Genomic DNA, 16050 nt, shown 5'->3' on the forward strand with positions numbered 1-16050 from the left:
GTCCACCAGAAAGCAACCAGCGCAACGGAGACGATGGCGCCAGAAGCTACCGCGACCACACTCCTCCGCATCAAGTCACCCTGACCCAAGTCATCATCCCTGAGGCGGCATGGGAAAGCATGTGGCAGTGAAACAGCCAGTCGCCGGGGTTGTGCGCCGAGAACGCGATCTCGCGCGTCTCGCCCCCGAATGTCAGAATGGTATCCCGGAGCGGTCCCAGGGTGCCGTCTGCCGCGATCTCGCGGAAGTGCATACCGTGGAGGTGCATGGCATGCGGGAAGGAGGTGTCATTGACAATTTCAAGACGGACCGGCTCATCACGTGCTAGATTGGCCAGTGGGTCATCTGTCATGCCGATGACGTCATTGAAGGCCCAGAACTGGTTGGCATCGACCAGTTGGCGAAAGGTTCTCCGCTCTCCGTTGAATTGGGCCGACTGCAAGCGGCCCATCGCGCCTCCACCCATGTTAAGGCGCACACGCCGGGCTTGTGAGAGATCCGGAAGAGCCATGTTGGCGTTTGGCGGCAAGGCCTGCGGAGCATCCCTGCGCGCGCCGGACGATGCCCCGATCACCGGGAAGGCCGACTGAACGAACCCCTCGCCATTGTCGACACGAACCAGATAGACCGTCTCACCTTGCTCCGCCACGACGTCCACAAGGAGGTCGGCCCGCTGCCCCGGCCCGAGCAAAACCGTCTCGAACACGGGCTGCGGCGCTTCCAGCGGCATGCCGTCGAGCGCCATCACCCAGCCCTCGAGGCCGGCCAGTGCCAGTTCGAAGATCCGGGCATTTGCCGCGTTCACGAGGCGAAGCCGCAGCCGCTCATGTCGGCGCACATCAAGGCTGTGCCCGTACTGCCCGTTCGTCGCGATGAAGTTCCCGACCCGGCCCGCGTGGCTGCGATCGTGGCGCGAGGTGAAGTCGGGATCGATCTGCGCAGTGTCAGGGTTCAGGAGCCAGTCATCGAGGATCAGGACCTCGTCGCGATCCACGTCGCGCCCCTCCGGTTCTTCGACCACGAGAGCGCCGTAGAGACCACGCGCGACCTGTTCCATGGAGCGGTTGTGGGCGTGGTACCAGTAGGTGCCGGCATCGGGCGCGACGAAATCGATGTCGAAGGACGCGCCGGGGGCGACGGCCTCCTGCGTCAGGCCCGCGACACCGTCCATCGCGTTGTCGATCCGGACGCCGTGCCAGTGGATCGACGTGGCCTGAGGCAGTTCATTGACCAGCCGGCGCGTGACGCGACCGCCCTGCCGAACCCGGATCACCGGTCCCGGCATGGAGCCGTCAAAGCCCCAGATGGCGGTCTGGGGATAGTCCGGCGGCGCCAGTTGCAGGCTGGCTTCGCGGGTCGTCAGCGGCACGGCCGAGTTGCTCTGCGCGAACAGATTGGACGGTGCGGTCGAGGCGAGCCCCGCGGCCGCCCCGATCTTCAGGATATCGCGTCTTGAGTAGATCATGTCATCTTCCTCGGGGGCGCACGCCAGGATCGGATCGCGCCTTCTCAGTCGGCCTCGCCTTCCGTCGCATGCACACCTGCCATCTCGATCCCTGCGACATCGCTGTCGAGCAGGTATGTCGCCATTGCCTCGAGGTCCGCGGGTGTCAGAAAGCTCGTCCCGTACATGACGACCTCTCCCATCGAGCCTCCGAAAGCGTCGCCGGAGGGCGTGATGCCCGTTCTGAGAGCGTAGGCGAGGTTGGAGACGGTCCAGCCGCCCGCAATCAGGTCGGGGGGCCTGATCGACGGAGCATCGTTGCCGCCGGGAAGCGCATCGTTGCCGGCGAACGCGGCGTCGACCACGCGCGCACCCGCAAGGTTCCGCTCCGTATGGCAGGCACCGCAATGTGTCGCGCCCCGAACCAGTTCCCGCCCGCGGTTCCACATCTCACTCTGCCCATCGACCGGCTCCGTCGCCGGATCATCGAGATAGGTCGCCCGCCAGAGCTTCAGACCCCAGCGCTGATCGAAAGGGAACACCACGTCATGCGAGGGCGCATTTTCGGCCACCGGAGGAACCGTCTGGAATGCGGCCCACAGGTCGGCAATGTCCTGGTCGGAAAAGTCGGCGTAAAACGGATAGGTGAATGTCGGATAGTAGGGCGCGCCATCCGGCCCGATGCCTTGCCGCACCGCGCGGGCGAAGTCCTCGACAGTCCACGCTCCGATGCCAAAGTCGGGGTCAGTGGTGATGTTCGGCGGATAGAACGTGCCGAAGTCGGTGGGAAGAGGCGCGCCGCCGGCAAGCGGCGCGCCTCCGTCCTCGAAGTTGGTGTGACAGGCAATACAGCCGCTTGCGCGGGCCAGATAGGCCCCACGCTCGACATCTCCGACCAGCTCGATCGGTTCCGGCTCCACCCCAACCGGCCATGCGGCCAGCGCAGCGACGGAGGCCACACCAAGCACCGCGGTCGCTGTGCCGAATTTCAGGACCGGTCGCATCGTCACTCGTCCTCGGCGCGAAACCGGGTGTGGCAGGCCGAACAGACCTGGCTCGCCATCGCGAAGGCCGCATCGGCGGGCATGGCGCCGATATCAGCGGCCGTCATGCCACTCATCATGCCGCCGCCCATCATGCCGCTGCCACTGCCCATCATGGCGCTGCCGTTTCCACCCATCATGCTGCCGCCGCCCATCATGGTGCCGGTAGACATCCCACCTTGCTCATGAGCGAGGCCGTTGTCTGCGGCCATGGCGAGACCGCGTGCGGCCACCTGCATCTGCTCAGCGAGGGCGGCGAACCTGTCCCACTCCTCCCAGATCAGATCGCGGGCCTCGGAGGGATCGCCGTTGCTGCCTTCGGGGAACAGGTCCGTCATTGCGCTGCCGGAATGCGCCTCGATGGTTTCCGCCGCACGCCTCAAGGCGTCTGCATCGTATTCGCGTTCGCCGCGCATCATGGGGGCGACGGCCTGCACCGCATCGCCCATAGCCTTCATGCCTTCCATGCGCTCCAGGACAACGCCGGTGGCGCCCGTGTGCGCCAGCGCCGCCGCACCGGCGATGACACTGGCAAGAGCAATGCTCGTCAGTCTGATTTTCATGGGGTTTCTCCTCGTCTTGGGGGTCGAAATTCTTGAAGAGCTCACGACCCATTTCGGGGAGGCGGTAGATCAAAAGGTATCGTCACGCTTTGGCCATCGCTTCTAGTCAAAGCAAAGCGATGGTCGAATTCCGCAAGTTGGATTTCGAGCCAGGGATCATTCAGAAACACGGATACGGTCTGGCAATCGAGCCCCGGATGACAGTGCCGGTCCACCGCTGCATTTTCATCCTCGGCATAGGCCGGATGAGCGTCCGCATGGTCGTGCAAGTGTACTTGCTTGGACACTCCGCCCATAGCCTCAGCGGTATCGGGCAAAGACGAGAGGGCCATCGACAGCATGATGCAGATGACGAGCGCAGCTTTGGCAAAGGTGCGATGCCCGGTTCGCATCAATTGATTCCGTTTGCACGCTGCAGTTCACGGACATACGCCGTGATGGCCATGACATCAGCGCGCGTAACGCCTTCGACCGGCGGCATGTTCCCGAAGTTCCAGTGATGCGCCCTCACGCCGTTCTGGGCGGCCAGAAGAAACGCGGCATCTGCGTGGTGGCTAGGTTCATAGATGCGGTGCACGAGCGGCGGCCCGATCCCCTGGCGTCCGGACGCGTTCTCGCCATGACACTGGACGCACAGACCCTCGAACCCGCGTCGCCCGATCTGCGCCTGTCCCGAGAGTGTGTCCGGCACCTGCACCTCGACCATGGGTGAGCCTTGTGCGACCGCCACTGCGTCCGAGGCGGCCGCTGGACTCTGGTCGTTGCCGCCCGGCGCGAACAGCCACCAGCCAGCTCCTACGATGACCGCGATGAATGCGATCGCGACCGTGACAGCCTTTGAATTCATTCCACTCTCACATCTTGTCGTGTGCTCGGTGTAACGCCCACGAATTTCTTACCCGCTTCGCACAATGCATCAACCTGACAAGGCAGTGATTTTTGTATCGGTATGTATCCTTGACCTACCGATGGTGATGGACTGCAAATGGCTTTAAAGGGTCGGGAACCGATTGATGGCCGACAGGCGCACACTTCTCTTGATGCTTGTTGCAGGCGGAACCGTGGTCGGCGGATTTCGCGTGCTGCCTGTCCTGTTCGAAGGTTTGCCCGAGTTTGAACCCCTCGATGACCCGCCGGGATTTCGACGGGTCGCTGGCGGATCCGTCTCTTCGAGCTTCAATCCGTTTGCGGGTCTGAGCGTCGGAGGATCAGAGGAGACACCGGCGCGCGTGCCCCCTGACAGCCTCCGCGCAGATCTGTGTTCGCATCTCTTCGGAACTGCGGCGAGATCCGAAGGCGTGGTCCCGATTGCGTCTTTCGCCGACTACTACTGCCCATATTGCAGGGTTCAGACCAAGCGGCTGTCAGAACTGGGATCCGAACTTGGCTCAGAGGTCGCCATCGAGTGGCATGAGCTGCCGCTTCTTGGCGAAACCTCGATCCTTGCAGCGCGCGCTGCGCTCGCCGCAAAGCGCCAAGACGCCTACGTAGTGTTCCACGAGAACCTTCTGACAAGCCCGTTCCGCGCGAACGCGGAATATCTATCCCTGCTGTCCGAGCGGATTGGCGTGGACCATGCTCAATTGATCGCAGACATGGAGAGCGAAAGCGTCTCCCGCGAACTTGAAATCAGTGCCGCGCTCTCGCGGCTGTTCGCTTTCGTGGGGACGCCCGCAATGGTGGTCGGTCGGACCGTGATCCAGGGAGAGGTGTCGGATCGAACCTTGCGCCGGATCATCAGCCTGGAGCGAGAGGAAGGCTGGTCCTCCGTATGCTGACTTGCTTCAGGGCAGATTGTCTCCGCATTTTGGCGGGCGCCATGCTCGCAGCTACCGTCCTTTCCGCTACCCCTTTCCAAGTCAGCGCCGCCAGTTCGGATCCCGTCACGACACCGGCAGTGTCCGCGCGGCTGCTGACCGTCGAGAACGGGATAGCGCCCGGGGCCGGCACGCTTTCGGCCGGACTGGCGCTGGATCTCGCCGAGGGCTGGAAGACCTACTGGCGCACGCCCGAAGAGGTTGGCTTTCCACCGGAGATCGACTGGTCGGGATCGCAGAACGTTGCGTCGATTGATTTTCAGTGGCCGGCGACGGAGCGCTTCACCGCATTTGGCATCGAGAACTTCGGCTATCACGACGAAGTTGTCTTTCCGATCCGCATAACGCTGGAGGAACCGGGCGCGCCGGTGCGGCTTTCTGCGGACGTGACACTGCTCACATGCTCGGACATCCGCGTACCACAGTAGTTCTCCTTGCCCCTCGATGTGCCGACCGGCATCGGCATCGACGAGGCGAGCGCCGCACGCATCATGGCGTTTGCCGATCGGGTTCCTGTCGATGCATCGGCGGCGGGTATCACCGACATTTCCGCTTATGTCGATCCGGCTATGAGCGCGGTGGTGGTCTCGCTGCGGGGCGAAGCGCCCTTCACCGTTCCGGACATCTTTGCCGAACTTGGGCCGTCTACCTCCCTGGGCCGTCCGGACATCCGGCTGGGCGACGATGGGTATCTCCTTTGGGCCCGCGTTCCGATCCTCTCTGCGCTGGACAGCCCTTTGCAGGACCTCTCGGTGACGGTAACTGACGCGGGCGGGTTCGCTGTGACCGCAGCCCCCAAATCGCTTTCGGACCCGCCTGAACCGCCCTTCGCTGTCGCGACCTCAGGCGTCGATTTTGCGGCGCTGGTCTGGATCGCTGCCACCGCGTTCCTTGGAGGACTCGTTCTCAACGCGATGCCTTGTGTCCTTCCAGTTCTGTCGATCAAGCTCGCTTCCGCCATGCGGCTGGGTGGCGACGACAGGATCGAGGTCCGACGGGGGTTCCTGGCTTCGGCTGCGGGCGTGATGGCATTAATGTGGGGCCTTGCCGCCATTCTTTTTATGCTGCGGGAGATCGCCGTCACGGTGGGATGGGGCCTTCAATTCCAGAACCCGGTCTTCCTGTCCCTGATGGTGCTGGTCCTTGGGATCTTTGCGGCCAACCTCGTGGGCGCGTTCGAGATCGCGCTGCCGTCTCGCCTGCCGACGCGGCTGGCGAATGCCGGCTCCACGCCAGGTCTGTTCGGGGACTTCGCCGCGGGAGCGTTCGCGGCCGTCCTCGCGACCCCGTGTTCGGCCCCCTTCCTCCGAACGGCCGTCGCCTTCGCGCTGGCCGGTCGCGGCATCGACATCGCGGTCGTCTTCACGCTCCTCGGTCTCGGACTGGCGGCCCCGTAGCTGGCCATCGCCGCGCGGCCCGGATTGATCCGGCGCCTCCCGAGACACGGGAGGTGGATGGGCGTGTTACGCGCGGTTCTCGGTCTCTTGCTCGGCGGAACCGCTTTGGCTGGTTTGGGTCATGATTGGCGTTTCAGGACCGATCGCGACCCTCGCGTCCGTTGCAGTGACCGCAGTCATTGTCGGGGTTCTCAGTATGCGCGGTGTGAGCGGTACGGCGCGCGGTGCAACCGCAGCCGCTCTCGCCGTCGTGATGCTGATCGTCTCCGGAACCCTGCCGGATCGCCTGTCGTCGCGAGGAACGATTGCATCCGAGACGGGCGGAATTGCCTGGCTCCCTTTTGAACGGGCCGAAATCGCCCGACGCATCTCCACAGGGGAAGTTGTCTTCGTCGACGTGACCGCGGACTGGTGCCTGACCTGCAAGGCGAACAAGGCGCTTGTGCTGGACCGAGACCCGGTCGTGACTGCGTTAGGCCGTCCTGGGGTCGCAGCGATGCAGGCCGACTGGACCCGCCCGGACGAGGCGATTTCCCGCTATCTCGAGGGCTTCGACCGCTTCGGTATCCCGTTCAACGTCGTCTATGGGCCGGGTGCGACGGAGGGTATCGTTCTGCCGGAACTGCTGACAGCCGACGCAGTCATGGACGCCCTCCATCGGGCCAGAACCCGCGAGTTCAGCCGGACCGAGTGACCGGCCCGACGAGGTGACGCTTCAGCGCTCCAGCGCCTTCTTCCGGCGTTCAAATTCCTCTTCGTCGATTTCACCGGCGGCAAATCGTTCGCGCAGGATGTCGATCGCGTCGCGCCTTCCACGATTGCCGCCGGCCTGGTTGTCGGTGAACCATTTCACGGCCAAAACGATCAAGACGATGACGACGCCCCAGAAGAGCAGCATCATCAGGCCACCCACCATGCCGTAGCCGCTGCCCCACATCATGTGATCATACCTCCCCTGCCAATCCGCCTGAGGATCGGCGGCCACTGCCGTCGGAAGCATGGCGAACGTCGCCACTATCGCTATCGATCTCAGCATTCTCCCACTCCTCTCTCTTCGTTGACGTCTTGTGAGACCGCCTGCCCGCGAGCGGGACGGCCATGGTCGCCACGAGTCCGCCATCCCTCCGGTTCGCGAGATGGATCTCGCCGCCATGCGCACGGACGATGGATCGGGCGATGGAAAGCCCCAGACCATGCCCGCCGGTCTCGAGGGAGCGCGAGCCTTCGAGCCGATAAAACGGGTCGAAGACCTGCTCGAGCTTGTCGGACGGGATGCCCGGGCCCCTGTCGCGTATCTCGATGACGAGAGTATCGTCCTCGGACCGCCAGGCGATCTCGGCGCTCCCCCCGTAGCGGAGCGCGTTCTCCGCGACGTTTCGCACTGCGCGGCGAAACGAGACCGGGCGCAGGCGCGCATGAACGCCGGGGCCACCAAGGATCTCCGGCGGGTCCGGCATGTCGGATGTCAGGTCCCGAAGAAACCTACCGACATCGACCTCTCGCGGCTCTTCGGTGCCGGTTAGGTCCTCGGCGAAGCTCAACGTCGCCTCCGCCATGGTCTGCATTTCCTCGATCGACTCGATCAGGCTTTCACGGGTTTCGTCATCGTCCACCATCTCGGCGCGCACCCTGAGCGCTGTGAGCGGCGAGCGCAGATCATGGCCCACGGCGGCAAGAACTCGCGTCCTGTCGGCGACGTATCTGGTCAGGCGTTCCTGCATCAGATTGAACGCCAGCGTCAGGTCCTCGACCTCCGCAGGGCCGACCAGCGGTTGCGGAACCGCGTCTTCGCCACGACCAAACCGCTCGGCCGCGCCTGCCAGTTCGCGCAATGGCCCGGTCAGGCGCGTGACCAGAAACCAGCACACCGTGATGAGTATGAGCGCCGCCGTCAGCGCGAAAGTGAAGGTGGAGAACAGGGGCCACTGCAGCGGCGGCCGCTCGAACCGGGTCCCGACGTTCAGCCATTGCCCTCCGGCTAGCGCAATGGACAGCGTCATCTCCAGCGCCGCCATCTCGCCCCGCATCATCGAGCGGTGCATTTCCGCCATCTCCGGCGAGAGGTTCGGCAACGGCAGGACCGGCGTGTCGATATCGTCGATTTGGACACGAATATCGCGGCTGTAGCTGTCGCCAAGAAGCGCCCGCACGCGGGCTTCCACGGGCGCCGCATGGTGGTGGTCCGGCTCCGTTACGTTCGGTGCGTCGGACAATTCGAAACGCACGAGCGGCGAGTTTGCAGAACGGAGGATCGACGCGTGAAGGTCGGGCGGCGCTTCTTCCAGAAGCCGGGCGACGTTGGCGGCCCGGCCGGCGGCCTCGAAGCCAAGCGCCGCGCGGATGGCCAGGCTGCGCTCGTCCACGAAGAGCCACAGGCTGATGGCCTGCGCGACGACGAGTGCGGCGACGATCAGAATGACGAGTTGCGCGCGCAGGCTTCGGAACGGCCGTCTCATTCGACGACCTCGACATCCGTTGCGAGGCAGTAGCCCCCGTTTCGGACCGTCGTGATGATCCTCGGCCGCAGGGGATCCGGCTCGATCTTGCGCCTGAGCCTGCTGATCTGGTTGTCGATGGTCCGGTCCATGGGGCCCGCAGCCCGGCCCGAGGTCAGGTCGAGCAGCTGATCCCGGCTCAGGACCTTCCGGGGGCGCTCAAGGAGGACCGTCAGCAGGCGAAAGTCCGCGGTCGTCAGCGGCAGACGTTCCCCGCCTGGCGTCTCGATCGCCTGTCCATCCGTGTCGAGCGTCATGCCGGCGAAGCGAACGCGTTTTCCTGCGAGTTCCCCGGCGTGGTTCTCGGCGGATGAACTCCTGCGCAACACGGCCTTGATGCGCGCCAGCAGCTCACGGGGGTTGAAGGGCTTCGGCAGGTAGTCGTCCGCACCGAGTTCCAGGCCCACAATCCGGTCCGTCTCCTTGCCTAGCGCAGTCAACATTATGATTGGGAGGCTTGATTGCCCCGCAAGCCTTCGGCAGACGGAAAGACCGTCCTCGCCCGGCATCATCACATCCAGCACCAGCAGATCGTAATGGCCAGAGGCCAACCGGGCGTCCATTTCGACCGCGTCCTTGGCCGCGGTTGCACGCATGCCGTTCTTTTCAAGGAACCGGGTGACCGACTCCCGGATCTGCCTGTGGTCATCCACTACCAGGATATGAGGGCTGCTGGACATCATCTCCTTGTTTACCGAACCGGCTTTCCACGGTCAGAGGCTGCTTTGTCTCCATTTGTATCAGATCGGCTGCCTGCGACACGCGGATACAAATCCCTGAATGACGCCCGTTCCGATTTGCGCTGTGACTACCGAAATGAGGCGTGCAAGGCAAAACGGAGGATAATCGAATGACATTGCGTGGAAAGATGGCAGCTTCCGCGGTGGCAGTCCTGTTGGCGGCAGGAGCGGCAATGGCGGACAGCGGGTCGCATCATGGGGATGCGCGCGGAGCCGGCACGGGCGGCGGGCATGACATGATGGAGATGATGATGCGCATGCACGGCATGATGGGCGCCGATGGCGCAATGCCCGGTATGGGGACGATGGGCGGTCAGTTGGGAATGGGGATGATGGGCATGCCTGTCGGCATGGGCATGATGGGCCCCGGCGGACCCATGATGGGCGGCATGACAGCTTTACCCGGCATGGGAATGATGGCGGATCTCGATGCGGATGGCGACGGTGTGGTGACGCCCGAAGAGGCGCAGTCCGGGCTCGGCAGTCTCCTGTCGGACTACGATGCGGACGGCGATGGCACACTCTCCATCGCAGAGTTCGAGACGCTGCACAGCGCGCTCATCCGCGAGACGATGGTCGACCGGTTCCAGCATCTCGATGCGGACGGCGACGGCCGGATCACCGCAGAAGAGATGCAGGCACCTGCCGCGCAGATGCAACGTATGCAAGGCCTGCGAGAGCGGATGATGAACGAAGGTGGATATGCTCCGGGCCAGATGATGCCCGGTCAGGGACGCATGATGGATGAAGGCGGCCCGCGCATGCAGGGTAACTGACGGCCTCTGCAAGCGTTATCGAGAATGAGGGCCGGAGCGAAACTCCGGCCCATACCCATTGAAGAAGAAGGAGGTAACCCGAGTTGGCATACACCCATGATCGCCTGCTCGCCGACACTAGCATCGAGGAAGCGGACCGGCGCGTGCGCGAGGCGCTGACGGCCGAAGGCTTTGGCGTCCTGACCGAGATCGACGTGAAGGCCACGATGAAGAAGAAGATCGATGCCGATATGGACGGCTATCTGATCCTTGGCGCCTGCAACCCGAAAATGGCGTGGGAGGCCATCGGTCTCGAGCCGCGGATTGGCGCGATGTTGCCCTGCAACGTGATCCTGCGCAGCGTCGAGGGCGGCACCGAGGTGAGCGCTATCGACCCCGTCGCCTCGATGGCGGCCGTGGAAAACCCCGACCTGCACGCGGTCGCCGGTCAGGTCGGCGACATGCTCGTGCGCGCTGTGGATGCGGCCTGAAGGAGACAACCGATGACACTGGCTCACGGTCGGCGCGTCTTCGTTCTTGGGCTGGCGGCAGCACCTGTCGCCCTCGTCACGTCTCCCCTCAACGCGCAGGCGCGGACTGTCTGGTCGGCGGACGAAGCATACGACGCGCTTCTGGCAGACAGCGCGCGCGTGATCGATGTGAGGTCGCGCGAGGAATGGCTGGAAACCGGCGTCGGCGCCGGGGTTTGGCCGATCAGCATGCACGAGGACCGTTTTCCGGATCGCCTCTTCGCGGCGAAGGCGCTGGCCGGATCCCGAAACGTCGGCCTGATCTGCGCCACCGGGGGGCGTTCGGCGTCCCTGCTCCGCGCGCTCCGGCAGGCGCGCTACGATGGCTATGTGGACATCTCCGAGGGAATGCTGGGATCTCGCAGGGGCCCCGGCTGGCTAGCTGCCAGGCTGCCTGTCGTTCCGCTGGACGCGGCGCTTGCCTCGATGCCGAAGGAACTTGCCTGACGTGCCCCAGGAGAGCGACCCGAAGAAGACGCACGCACTGCCCGCCGGCAAGGGCGCCGTCCTTGCGGTCGGCGCCGTCCTCGGGCTGGGTCTTTTGGGCTGGGCCGCAGGATGGTGGTCCTTCGACCTGGACCGGGCGACAGTCGAGGCGTGGGTCGCAAGCGCCGGGCCTTTGGGACCGCTCGCGGTCGTCTGCCTCATGACGATCGCGGTCGTTGCCAGCCCCATTCCCAGCGCACCGATCGCGCTGGCCTCGGGGGCCGCCTACGGCCACTATGCCGGCACTCGCTCTGTGGCCCTCGGGTCGGAGATCGGCGCAATTGCGGCCTTCCTCATCGCCCGCGGTTTGGGGCGTGGACCGGTCGAGCGCCTTCTCGGCGAAAAGGCCGACTATGGTCTGCTGGGGTCGCAAAACGCTTTGACGCTTATGGTTTTCGCAAGCCGTCTCCTGCCCTTCGTCTCATTCGATGCGATGAGCTATGCCGCCGGGCTCAGCCGGCTGCATTTCTGGCGGTTTGCTCTGGCGACGATGACCGGGATCCTGCCCGCGAGTTTCGTGCTCGCGCATTTCGGCAGCGCCGCGATGGAGGGCGCCTTCGACAGCGCGGAATGGATCGCGCTTGGACTGGGGCTGATGACGGGACTCCCGCTCCTGCTGGTTGCGCTTCGGCGTGGTGCAGCTTCGAGAAACTCCAGACCAAAGAAGGACGCTACGGAGGCCAGTCGATCATGAGTTCCGACTACAAGAAGAACAGCCTCAGCCTTCCCGACGCCGTGGCGATGGGAACGGGCGTGATGATCGGCGCCGGTATCCTTGCCCTGACCGGGCAGATTGCCGAACTGGCGGGACCGTTGTTCCCATTGGCGTTCGTCGCTGGCGCCGTCGTGACCGCGTTCAGCGCCTACACCTACATCAAGATGTCGAATGCCTGGCCGTCCGCTGGCGGCATCGGCATGATCCTGAAGAAGGCCTACGGGCCGACGACGATTGCTGCAGGCGCGGCACTTCTGATGGCCCTGTCGATGGTCATCAACGAAAGCCTCGTCGCGCGGACTTTCGCCACCTACCTGATGCGCGGGCTGGGGATGGAGCCGGGCGGCTGGCTGGTTCCGACTATTGGCGTCGGCCTCATCATCTTCGCCTACCTCGTGAATGCCTCCGGCAACAGGTCCGTGGGACTCCTGTCGCAGATCATGGCCGTTCTCAAGGTCGGCGGTATCGCGCTCTTCGGGATCGCAGCGCTTTGGGCGGGCGGTCTCTCCTTCGAGGCGACAGGCGAGACGGAAACGGGTGCTGCCGGCTTCGTCGCATCGCTGGCGCTCGCGATCCTCGCGTTCAAGGGCTTCACGACGATCACGAATTCCGGCGCCGAGATCACGGACCCGCACCGCAACGTCGGCCGCGCCATCGTCATCTCCATCGCGATTTGCGTGGTGGTCTACCTGCTGGTGGCCATTGCCGTGGGCTCGAGCCTGCCGCTCGATCGGATCATCGCCGCAAAAGACTACGCGCTCGCCGAAGCGGCGGAGCCCGCGCTCGGCCGGACCGGATTCTACCTGACGGTGGCGCTGGCGCTCGTCGCGACGGCCTCGGGCGTGATCGCAAGCATTTTCGCGGTGTCGCGCATGCTCGCCATGCTGACTGACATGAAGATGATCCCGCACAGTCATTTCGGGATGCCGGGCACGATCCGGGATCACACTCTTGTCTACACGGTCGTGATCGCCGGCGCGCTCACCGTCTTCTTCGACCTCAGTCGCATCGCGTCCCTCGGAGCTTTCTTCTACCTCGTGATGGACATGCTGATCCATTGGGGCGTCTGGCGACATCTGAGGGAAGACATCGGCGCGCGCGGGTGGATCCTCCTTACGGCCATCGGGCTCGACGCCGTCGTGCTCGGAGCTTTCGCGGTGATGAAATGGCAGAGCGATCCGACAATCGTCCTGATCGCCATCGCCGCCATGGCCGCCGTCTTTGCGTTCGAGCATGTCTTCCTGAAGCTCAACCCGCCCATGGACGGTGATCATGACCACGGGCCAGCAGACACCGGTGAAACAGAGAAAGCATCCCCTTGACCTTCCAACCGTTGGAAGCCCCACATTAGGTCCCGAAAGGGGAATACCGATGTCTGACCACGCCCATCATCACCATGACACTCCAGCCTCTGGCGCGAAGACCGCAACGGATCCCGTCTGCGGCATGCAGGTCGAAATGCGCGAGGACGCGCGATCGCGCGAGTATGGCGGCGAGACCTTCTGGTTCTGCTCGGAAGGCTGCCAGACGAAATTCGACGCTGATCCCCATTTCTACGCGTCGGGGAATGCGCGGAAGACCGAGCAGAAAGCCCAGCCCGGCACCCAGTGGACCTGCCCAATGCATCCCGAGATCGTCCGCGACGAACCGGGAAGCTGCCCGATCTGCGGCATGGCGCTCGAGCCCATGGTGCCATCGGACGAGCCCAGCGAGGAACTGACCGACTTCACCCGCCGGATGTGGATCAGCGTAGCCGCGGCAGTACCGCTGGTGATCCTGACCATGGGCGAGCTTGTCGGGTTGCCGGTTCGCGACTGGCTCGGCCACCAGCTGGCGGTCTATGTCGAATTCGTCCTCGCCACGCCCATCGTCCTCTGGGCATCGCTTCCGTTCTTCAAACGCGGCGTCGACTCCTTCCGGAACCTGTCCCCGAACATGTGGACGCTGATCTCGCTCGGGGTCGGCGCGGCGTATGTGTATTCGCTGTTCGCCACCTTCGCGCCGGGGGTGTTCCCCGAGCAGTACCGGATGGGCGAAGGCGTCGGCACCTACTACGAGGCGGCGGTCGTCATCATCGCGCTGGTCTTCGTGGGCCAGGTGCTCGAATTGCGGGCGCGCGAGCGAACCGGCGACGCGATCCGTGCGCTTCTCGATCTCGCACCCAAGACCGCGCGGCGTATCCTGGAGGACGGGACGGAGTACGACGCGCCGCTCGAGAACATCGTCGAGGGCGACCTCCTGCGTGTGCGGCCGGGCGACAGCGTCCCGGTGGACGGCGAAGTGGTCGAGGGCCGATCCTCCATCGACGAAAGCATGATCACGGGCGAGCCGGTTCCCGTCGAGAAGACCGAAGGCAACAGGGTGACCGGCGGCACGATCAACAAGAACGGAACGCTGGCGATCCGGGCGATGCAGGTCGGTGCCGACACCGTGCTTGCCCAGATCGTCGAGATGGTGGCGGGCGCCCGACGCTCCCGCGCGCCCATTCAGGGGCTGGCGGACCGGGTCTCGTCGATCTTCGTGCCAACGGTCGTGGCGATAGCGATCGCGGCGTTCTTCGCCTGGCTCTCGTTTGGCCCGGAGCCGGCCCTGGCCTTCGCCATTGCCTCCGCTGTCTCCGTGCTGATCATTGCTTGCCCTTGCGCGCTCGGCCTCGCAACACCGATCTCGATCACGACGGCTGCGGGGCGCGGCGCACAGGCGGGCGTGCTGATCAAGGACGCCGAGGCGCTGGAACGGATGGCGCGTGTGGACACGGTGATCGTGGACAAGACCGGCACGCTGACCGAAGGCAAGCCGAAGCTCACGGATGTCGTGGCGCTCGACGGGCACGACGAGACCGAGGTGCTGTCGCTCGCCGCGGCGCTCGAGCGTGGGTCCGAGCATCCGCTCGCCGAAGCCATCGTCGAGGGCGCTCGGGATCGTGGTGCGGAGATCGGTCGTTCGGACGACTTCGACGCCGTGACCGGCAAGGGTGTGAGCGGCACCGTCGGGGGACGGACGGTGGCCCTCGGCAACCGTGCCATGATGGCCGGGTTGGAAATCGCGACGGACGCGGCAGAGGACGCCGCCGACGAACTGCGCGCCGAGGGCAAGACGGCGATGTTCGTCGCCGTCGGTGGCGAACTGGCGGGGATCGTCGCCGTGGCCGACCCGATCAAGGAGACCACGGAACGCGCGATCCGCGACCTGCATGCCCTGGGGCTTACCGTGATCATGGCCACCGGGGACAACCGGCGCACGGCCGAAGCCGTCGCGCGCAAGCTCGGGATCGACGAGGTGCGCGCCGGCGTGCTTCCGGAAGACAAGAAGACGCTCGTGGAGGAGCTTCGCGCCAAGGGCGCCCGGATCGCCATGGCGGGCGACGGGGTGAACGACGCGCCGGCGCTGGCAGCGGCCGATGTCGGCATCGCGATGAGCACGGGCGCGGATGTCGCCGTCGAAAGTGCCGGGATAACCCTGATGCGCGGCGATCTCGTCGGGCTCGTGCGCGCGCGGAAACTGGCAACCGGGACCCTGCGCAACATCAAGCAGAACCTGTTCTTCGCCTTCGCCTACAACGCGGCCGGCGTGCCGATTGCGGCCGGTGTCCTCTATCCGTTCGTCGGCCTGTTGCTTTCGCCGATGATTGCGGCAGCGGCGATGAGCCTGTCCTCGGTCTCGGTCATCTCGAACGCGCTGCGGCTGCGGCGCCTTGATCTCTGAGAGGTGCGACTTGCCAGTCCTGCTTTTCCCGCAAATGCAGAGAACCGAAAATCGGGAACAAGGCCCGGTTCGTCCAAGGGGGCAATACAGCCTTCGGCTTGCCGCCAGAAGGCAGTCCCCTAAGACTCAAAATGAAAAGGAGAGACTAAAATGAAGTTTCACGTCCCGGACATGAGCTGCGGTCATTGCACGGCCGCCATCGACAAGGCGCTCAAGGCGATCGATCCGGATGCCAAGGTCGATACCGACCTGCCATCGAAGACCGTGACGATCGGCTCGGCCAAGGATCCCGCTTCCGTACAGGCCGCCCTGAAGGGGGCCGGGTATCCCGCCACACCGGCCTGACGCACTTGATGTGAA

The 16050-nt window shown here is 64.6% G+C and carries 19 protein-coding genes; 11 read left to right on the top strand and 8 right to left on the bottom strand.

The annotated features are described in order from the left end of the window. Positions 1 to 70: 70 nt before the first annotated feature. From DTQ71_RS04790 to DTQ71_RS04805, 5 genes are read right to left on the bottom strand one after another with little or no spacing between them, the layout of a single operon-like run. Positions 71 to 1465, bottom strand: coding sequence for a multicopper oxidase family protein (locus DTQ71_RS04790; protein ID WP_109563169.1), 1395 nt, complete (start codon positions 1463 to 1465; stop codon positions 71 to 73). A gap of 44 nt (positions 1466 to 1509) precedes the next feature. Next, positions 1510 to 2448, bottom strand: coding sequence for a c-type cytochrome (locus tag DTQ71_RS04795; protein ID WP_109563170.1), 939 nt, complete (start codon positions 2446 to 2448; stop codon positions 1510 to 1512). A 2-nt stretch (positions 2449 to 2450) separates the two neighbouring features. Next, positions 2451 to 3050 (bottom strand): c-type cytochrome, encoded by a 600-nt coding sequence (locus DTQ71_RS04800; protein ID WP_245947237.1) that lies wholly within the window; start codon positions 3048 to 3050, stop codon positions 2451 to 2453. Positions 3051 to 3091: 41 nt separating this feature from the next. Beyond that, positions 3092 to 3442, bottom strand: a complete 351-nt coding sequence (locus tag DTQ71_RS23095; protein WP_146204799.1) for a hypothetical protein — start codon at positions 3440 to 3442, stop codon at positions 3092 to 3094. Then, a complete protein-coding gene (locus tag DTQ71_RS04805; protein WP_109563171.1) occupies positions 3442 to 3897 on the bottom strand; it encodes a c-type cytochrome in 456 nt (151 codons plus the stop codon). The genes DTQ71_RS23095 and DTQ71_RS04805 overlap by 1 nt, the downstream gene beginning before the upstream one ends. Positions 3898 to 4063: 166 nt before the next feature. Between DTQ71_RS04805 and DTQ71_RS04810 the strand changes: the two genes are divergently transcribed. The 4 genes from DTQ71_RS04810 (at position 4064) to DTQ71_RS24045 (ending at position 6958) form a co-directional block, all read left to right on the top strand. Further along, positions 4064 to 4828, top strand: coding sequence for a DsbA family protein (locus DTQ71_RS04810; protein WP_109563172.1), 765 nt, complete (start codon positions 4064 to 4066; stop codon positions 4826 to 4828). Positions 4829 to 4869: 41 nt separating this feature from the next. Next, positions 4870 to 5295 (top strand): protein-disulfide reductase DsbD domain-containing protein, encoded by a 426-nt coding sequence (locus tag DTQ71_RS24035; protein ID WP_245947239.1) that lies wholly within the window; start codon positions 4870 to 4872, stop codon positions 5293 to 5295. A 6-nt stretch (positions 5296 to 5301) separates the two neighbouring features. After that, the gene (locus tag DTQ71_RS24040; protein ID WP_245947241.1) at positions 5302 to 6264 is read left to right on the top strand and encodes a cytochrome c biogenesis protein CcdA; all 963 of its coding nucleotides are present in this window, start codon (positions 5302 to 5304) and stop codon (positions 6262 to 6264) included. Positions 6265 to 6517: 253 nt separating this feature from the next. Continuing rightward, positions 6518 to 6958 (top strand): thioredoxin family protein, encoded by a 441-nt coding sequence (locus tag DTQ71_RS24045; RefSeq protein ID WP_245947242.1) that lies wholly within the window; start codon positions 6518 to 6520, stop codon positions 6956 to 6958. Positions 6959 to 6979: 21 nt separating this feature from the next. Here the strand turns inward: DTQ71_RS24045 and DTQ71_RS04820 are convergent, their stop codons facing one another. Genes DTQ71_RS04820 through DTQ71_RS04830 form a run of 3 tightly spaced genes read right to left on the bottom strand, consistent with a single transcriptional unit; the run spans position 6980 to position 9442 of the window. Continuing rightward, on the bottom strand, positions 6980 to 7204 hold the full coding sequence (locus DTQ71_RS04820) for an SHOCT domain-containing protein (RefSeq protein ID WP_245947243.1): 225 nt from the start codon (positions 7202 to 7204) through the stop codon (positions 6980 to 6982). Between the two features lie 4 nt (positions 7205 to 7208). Next, positions 7209 to 8720, bottom strand: a complete 1512-nt coding sequence (locus DTQ71_RS04825; protein ID WP_109563173.1) for an ATP-binding protein — start codon at positions 8718 to 8720, stop codon at positions 7209 to 7211. Continuing rightward, on the bottom strand, positions 8717 to 9442 hold the full coding sequence (locus DTQ71_RS04830; protein ID WP_425452082.1) for a response regulator: 726 nt from the start codon (positions 9440 to 9442) through the stop codon (positions 8717 to 8719). Before DTQ71_RS04830 ends, DTQ71_RS04825 begins: the two co-directional genes overlap by 4 nt. Before the next feature lie 167 nt (positions 9443 to 9609). On the opposite strand from DTQ71_RS04830, the gene DTQ71_RS04835 reads away from it, so the two are divergent. From DTQ71_RS04835 to DTQ71_RS04865, 7 genes are all read left to right on the top strand, one after another. Next, positions 9610 to 10275: an EF-hand domain-containing protein gene (locus tag DTQ71_RS04835; protein ID WP_245947244.1), complete on the top strand. Its 666-nt coding sequence runs from the start codon at positions 9610 to 9612 to the stop codon at positions 10273 to 10275. Positions 10276 to 10358: 83 nt separating this feature from the next. Continuing rightward, on the top strand, positions 10359 to 10745 hold the full coding sequence (locus DTQ71_RS04840; protein WP_109563174.1) for a DUF302 domain-containing protein: 387 nt from the start codon (positions 10359 to 10361) through the stop codon (positions 10743 to 10745). Positions 10746 to 10757: 12 nt separating this feature from the next. Beyond that, positions 10758 to 11231 carry a rhodanese-like domain-containing protein gene (locus DTQ71_RS04845; protein WP_109563175.1) on the top strand — a complete coding sequence of 158 codons (474 nt, stop codon included), beginning with the start codon at positions 10758 to 10760 and terminating at the stop codon, positions 11229 to 11231. Between the two features lie 85 nt (positions 11232 to 11316). After that, on the top strand, positions 11317 to 11964 hold the full coding sequence (locus DTQ71_RS04850) for a TVP38/TMEM64 family protein (protein WP_245947320.1): 648 nt from the start codon (positions 11317 to 11319) through the stop codon (positions 11962 to 11964). Next, positions 11961 to 13307 carry an APC family permease gene (locus tag DTQ71_RS04855; RefSeq protein WP_109563176.1) on the top strand — a complete coding sequence of 449 codons (1347 nt, stop codon included), beginning with the start codon at positions 11961 to 11963 and terminating at the stop codon, positions 13305 to 13307. Before DTQ71_RS04850 ends, DTQ71_RS04855 begins: the two co-directional genes overlap by 4 nt. Positions 13308 to 13356: 49 nt before the next feature. Next, positions 13357 to 15690 carry a heavy metal translocating P-type ATPase gene (locus tag DTQ71_RS04860; protein ID WP_109563177.1) on the top strand — a complete coding sequence of 778 codons (2334 nt, stop codon included), beginning with the start codon at positions 13357 to 13359 and terminating at the stop codon, positions 15688 to 15690. A gap of 150 nt (positions 15691 to 15840) precedes the next feature. Continuing rightward, positions 15841 to 16035, top strand: coding sequence for a heavy-metal-associated domain-containing protein (locus DTQ71_RS04865; protein WP_109563178.1), 195 nt, complete (start codon positions 15841 to 15843; stop codon positions 16033 to 16035). Positions 16036 to 16050 lie beyond the last annotated feature (15 nt).

The organism is Jannaschia seohaensis, from assembly GCF_900116765.1.
Lineage (GTDB): Bacteria > Pseudomonadota > Alphaproteobacteria > Rhodobacterales > Rhodobacteraceae > Jannaschia > Jannaschia seohaensis.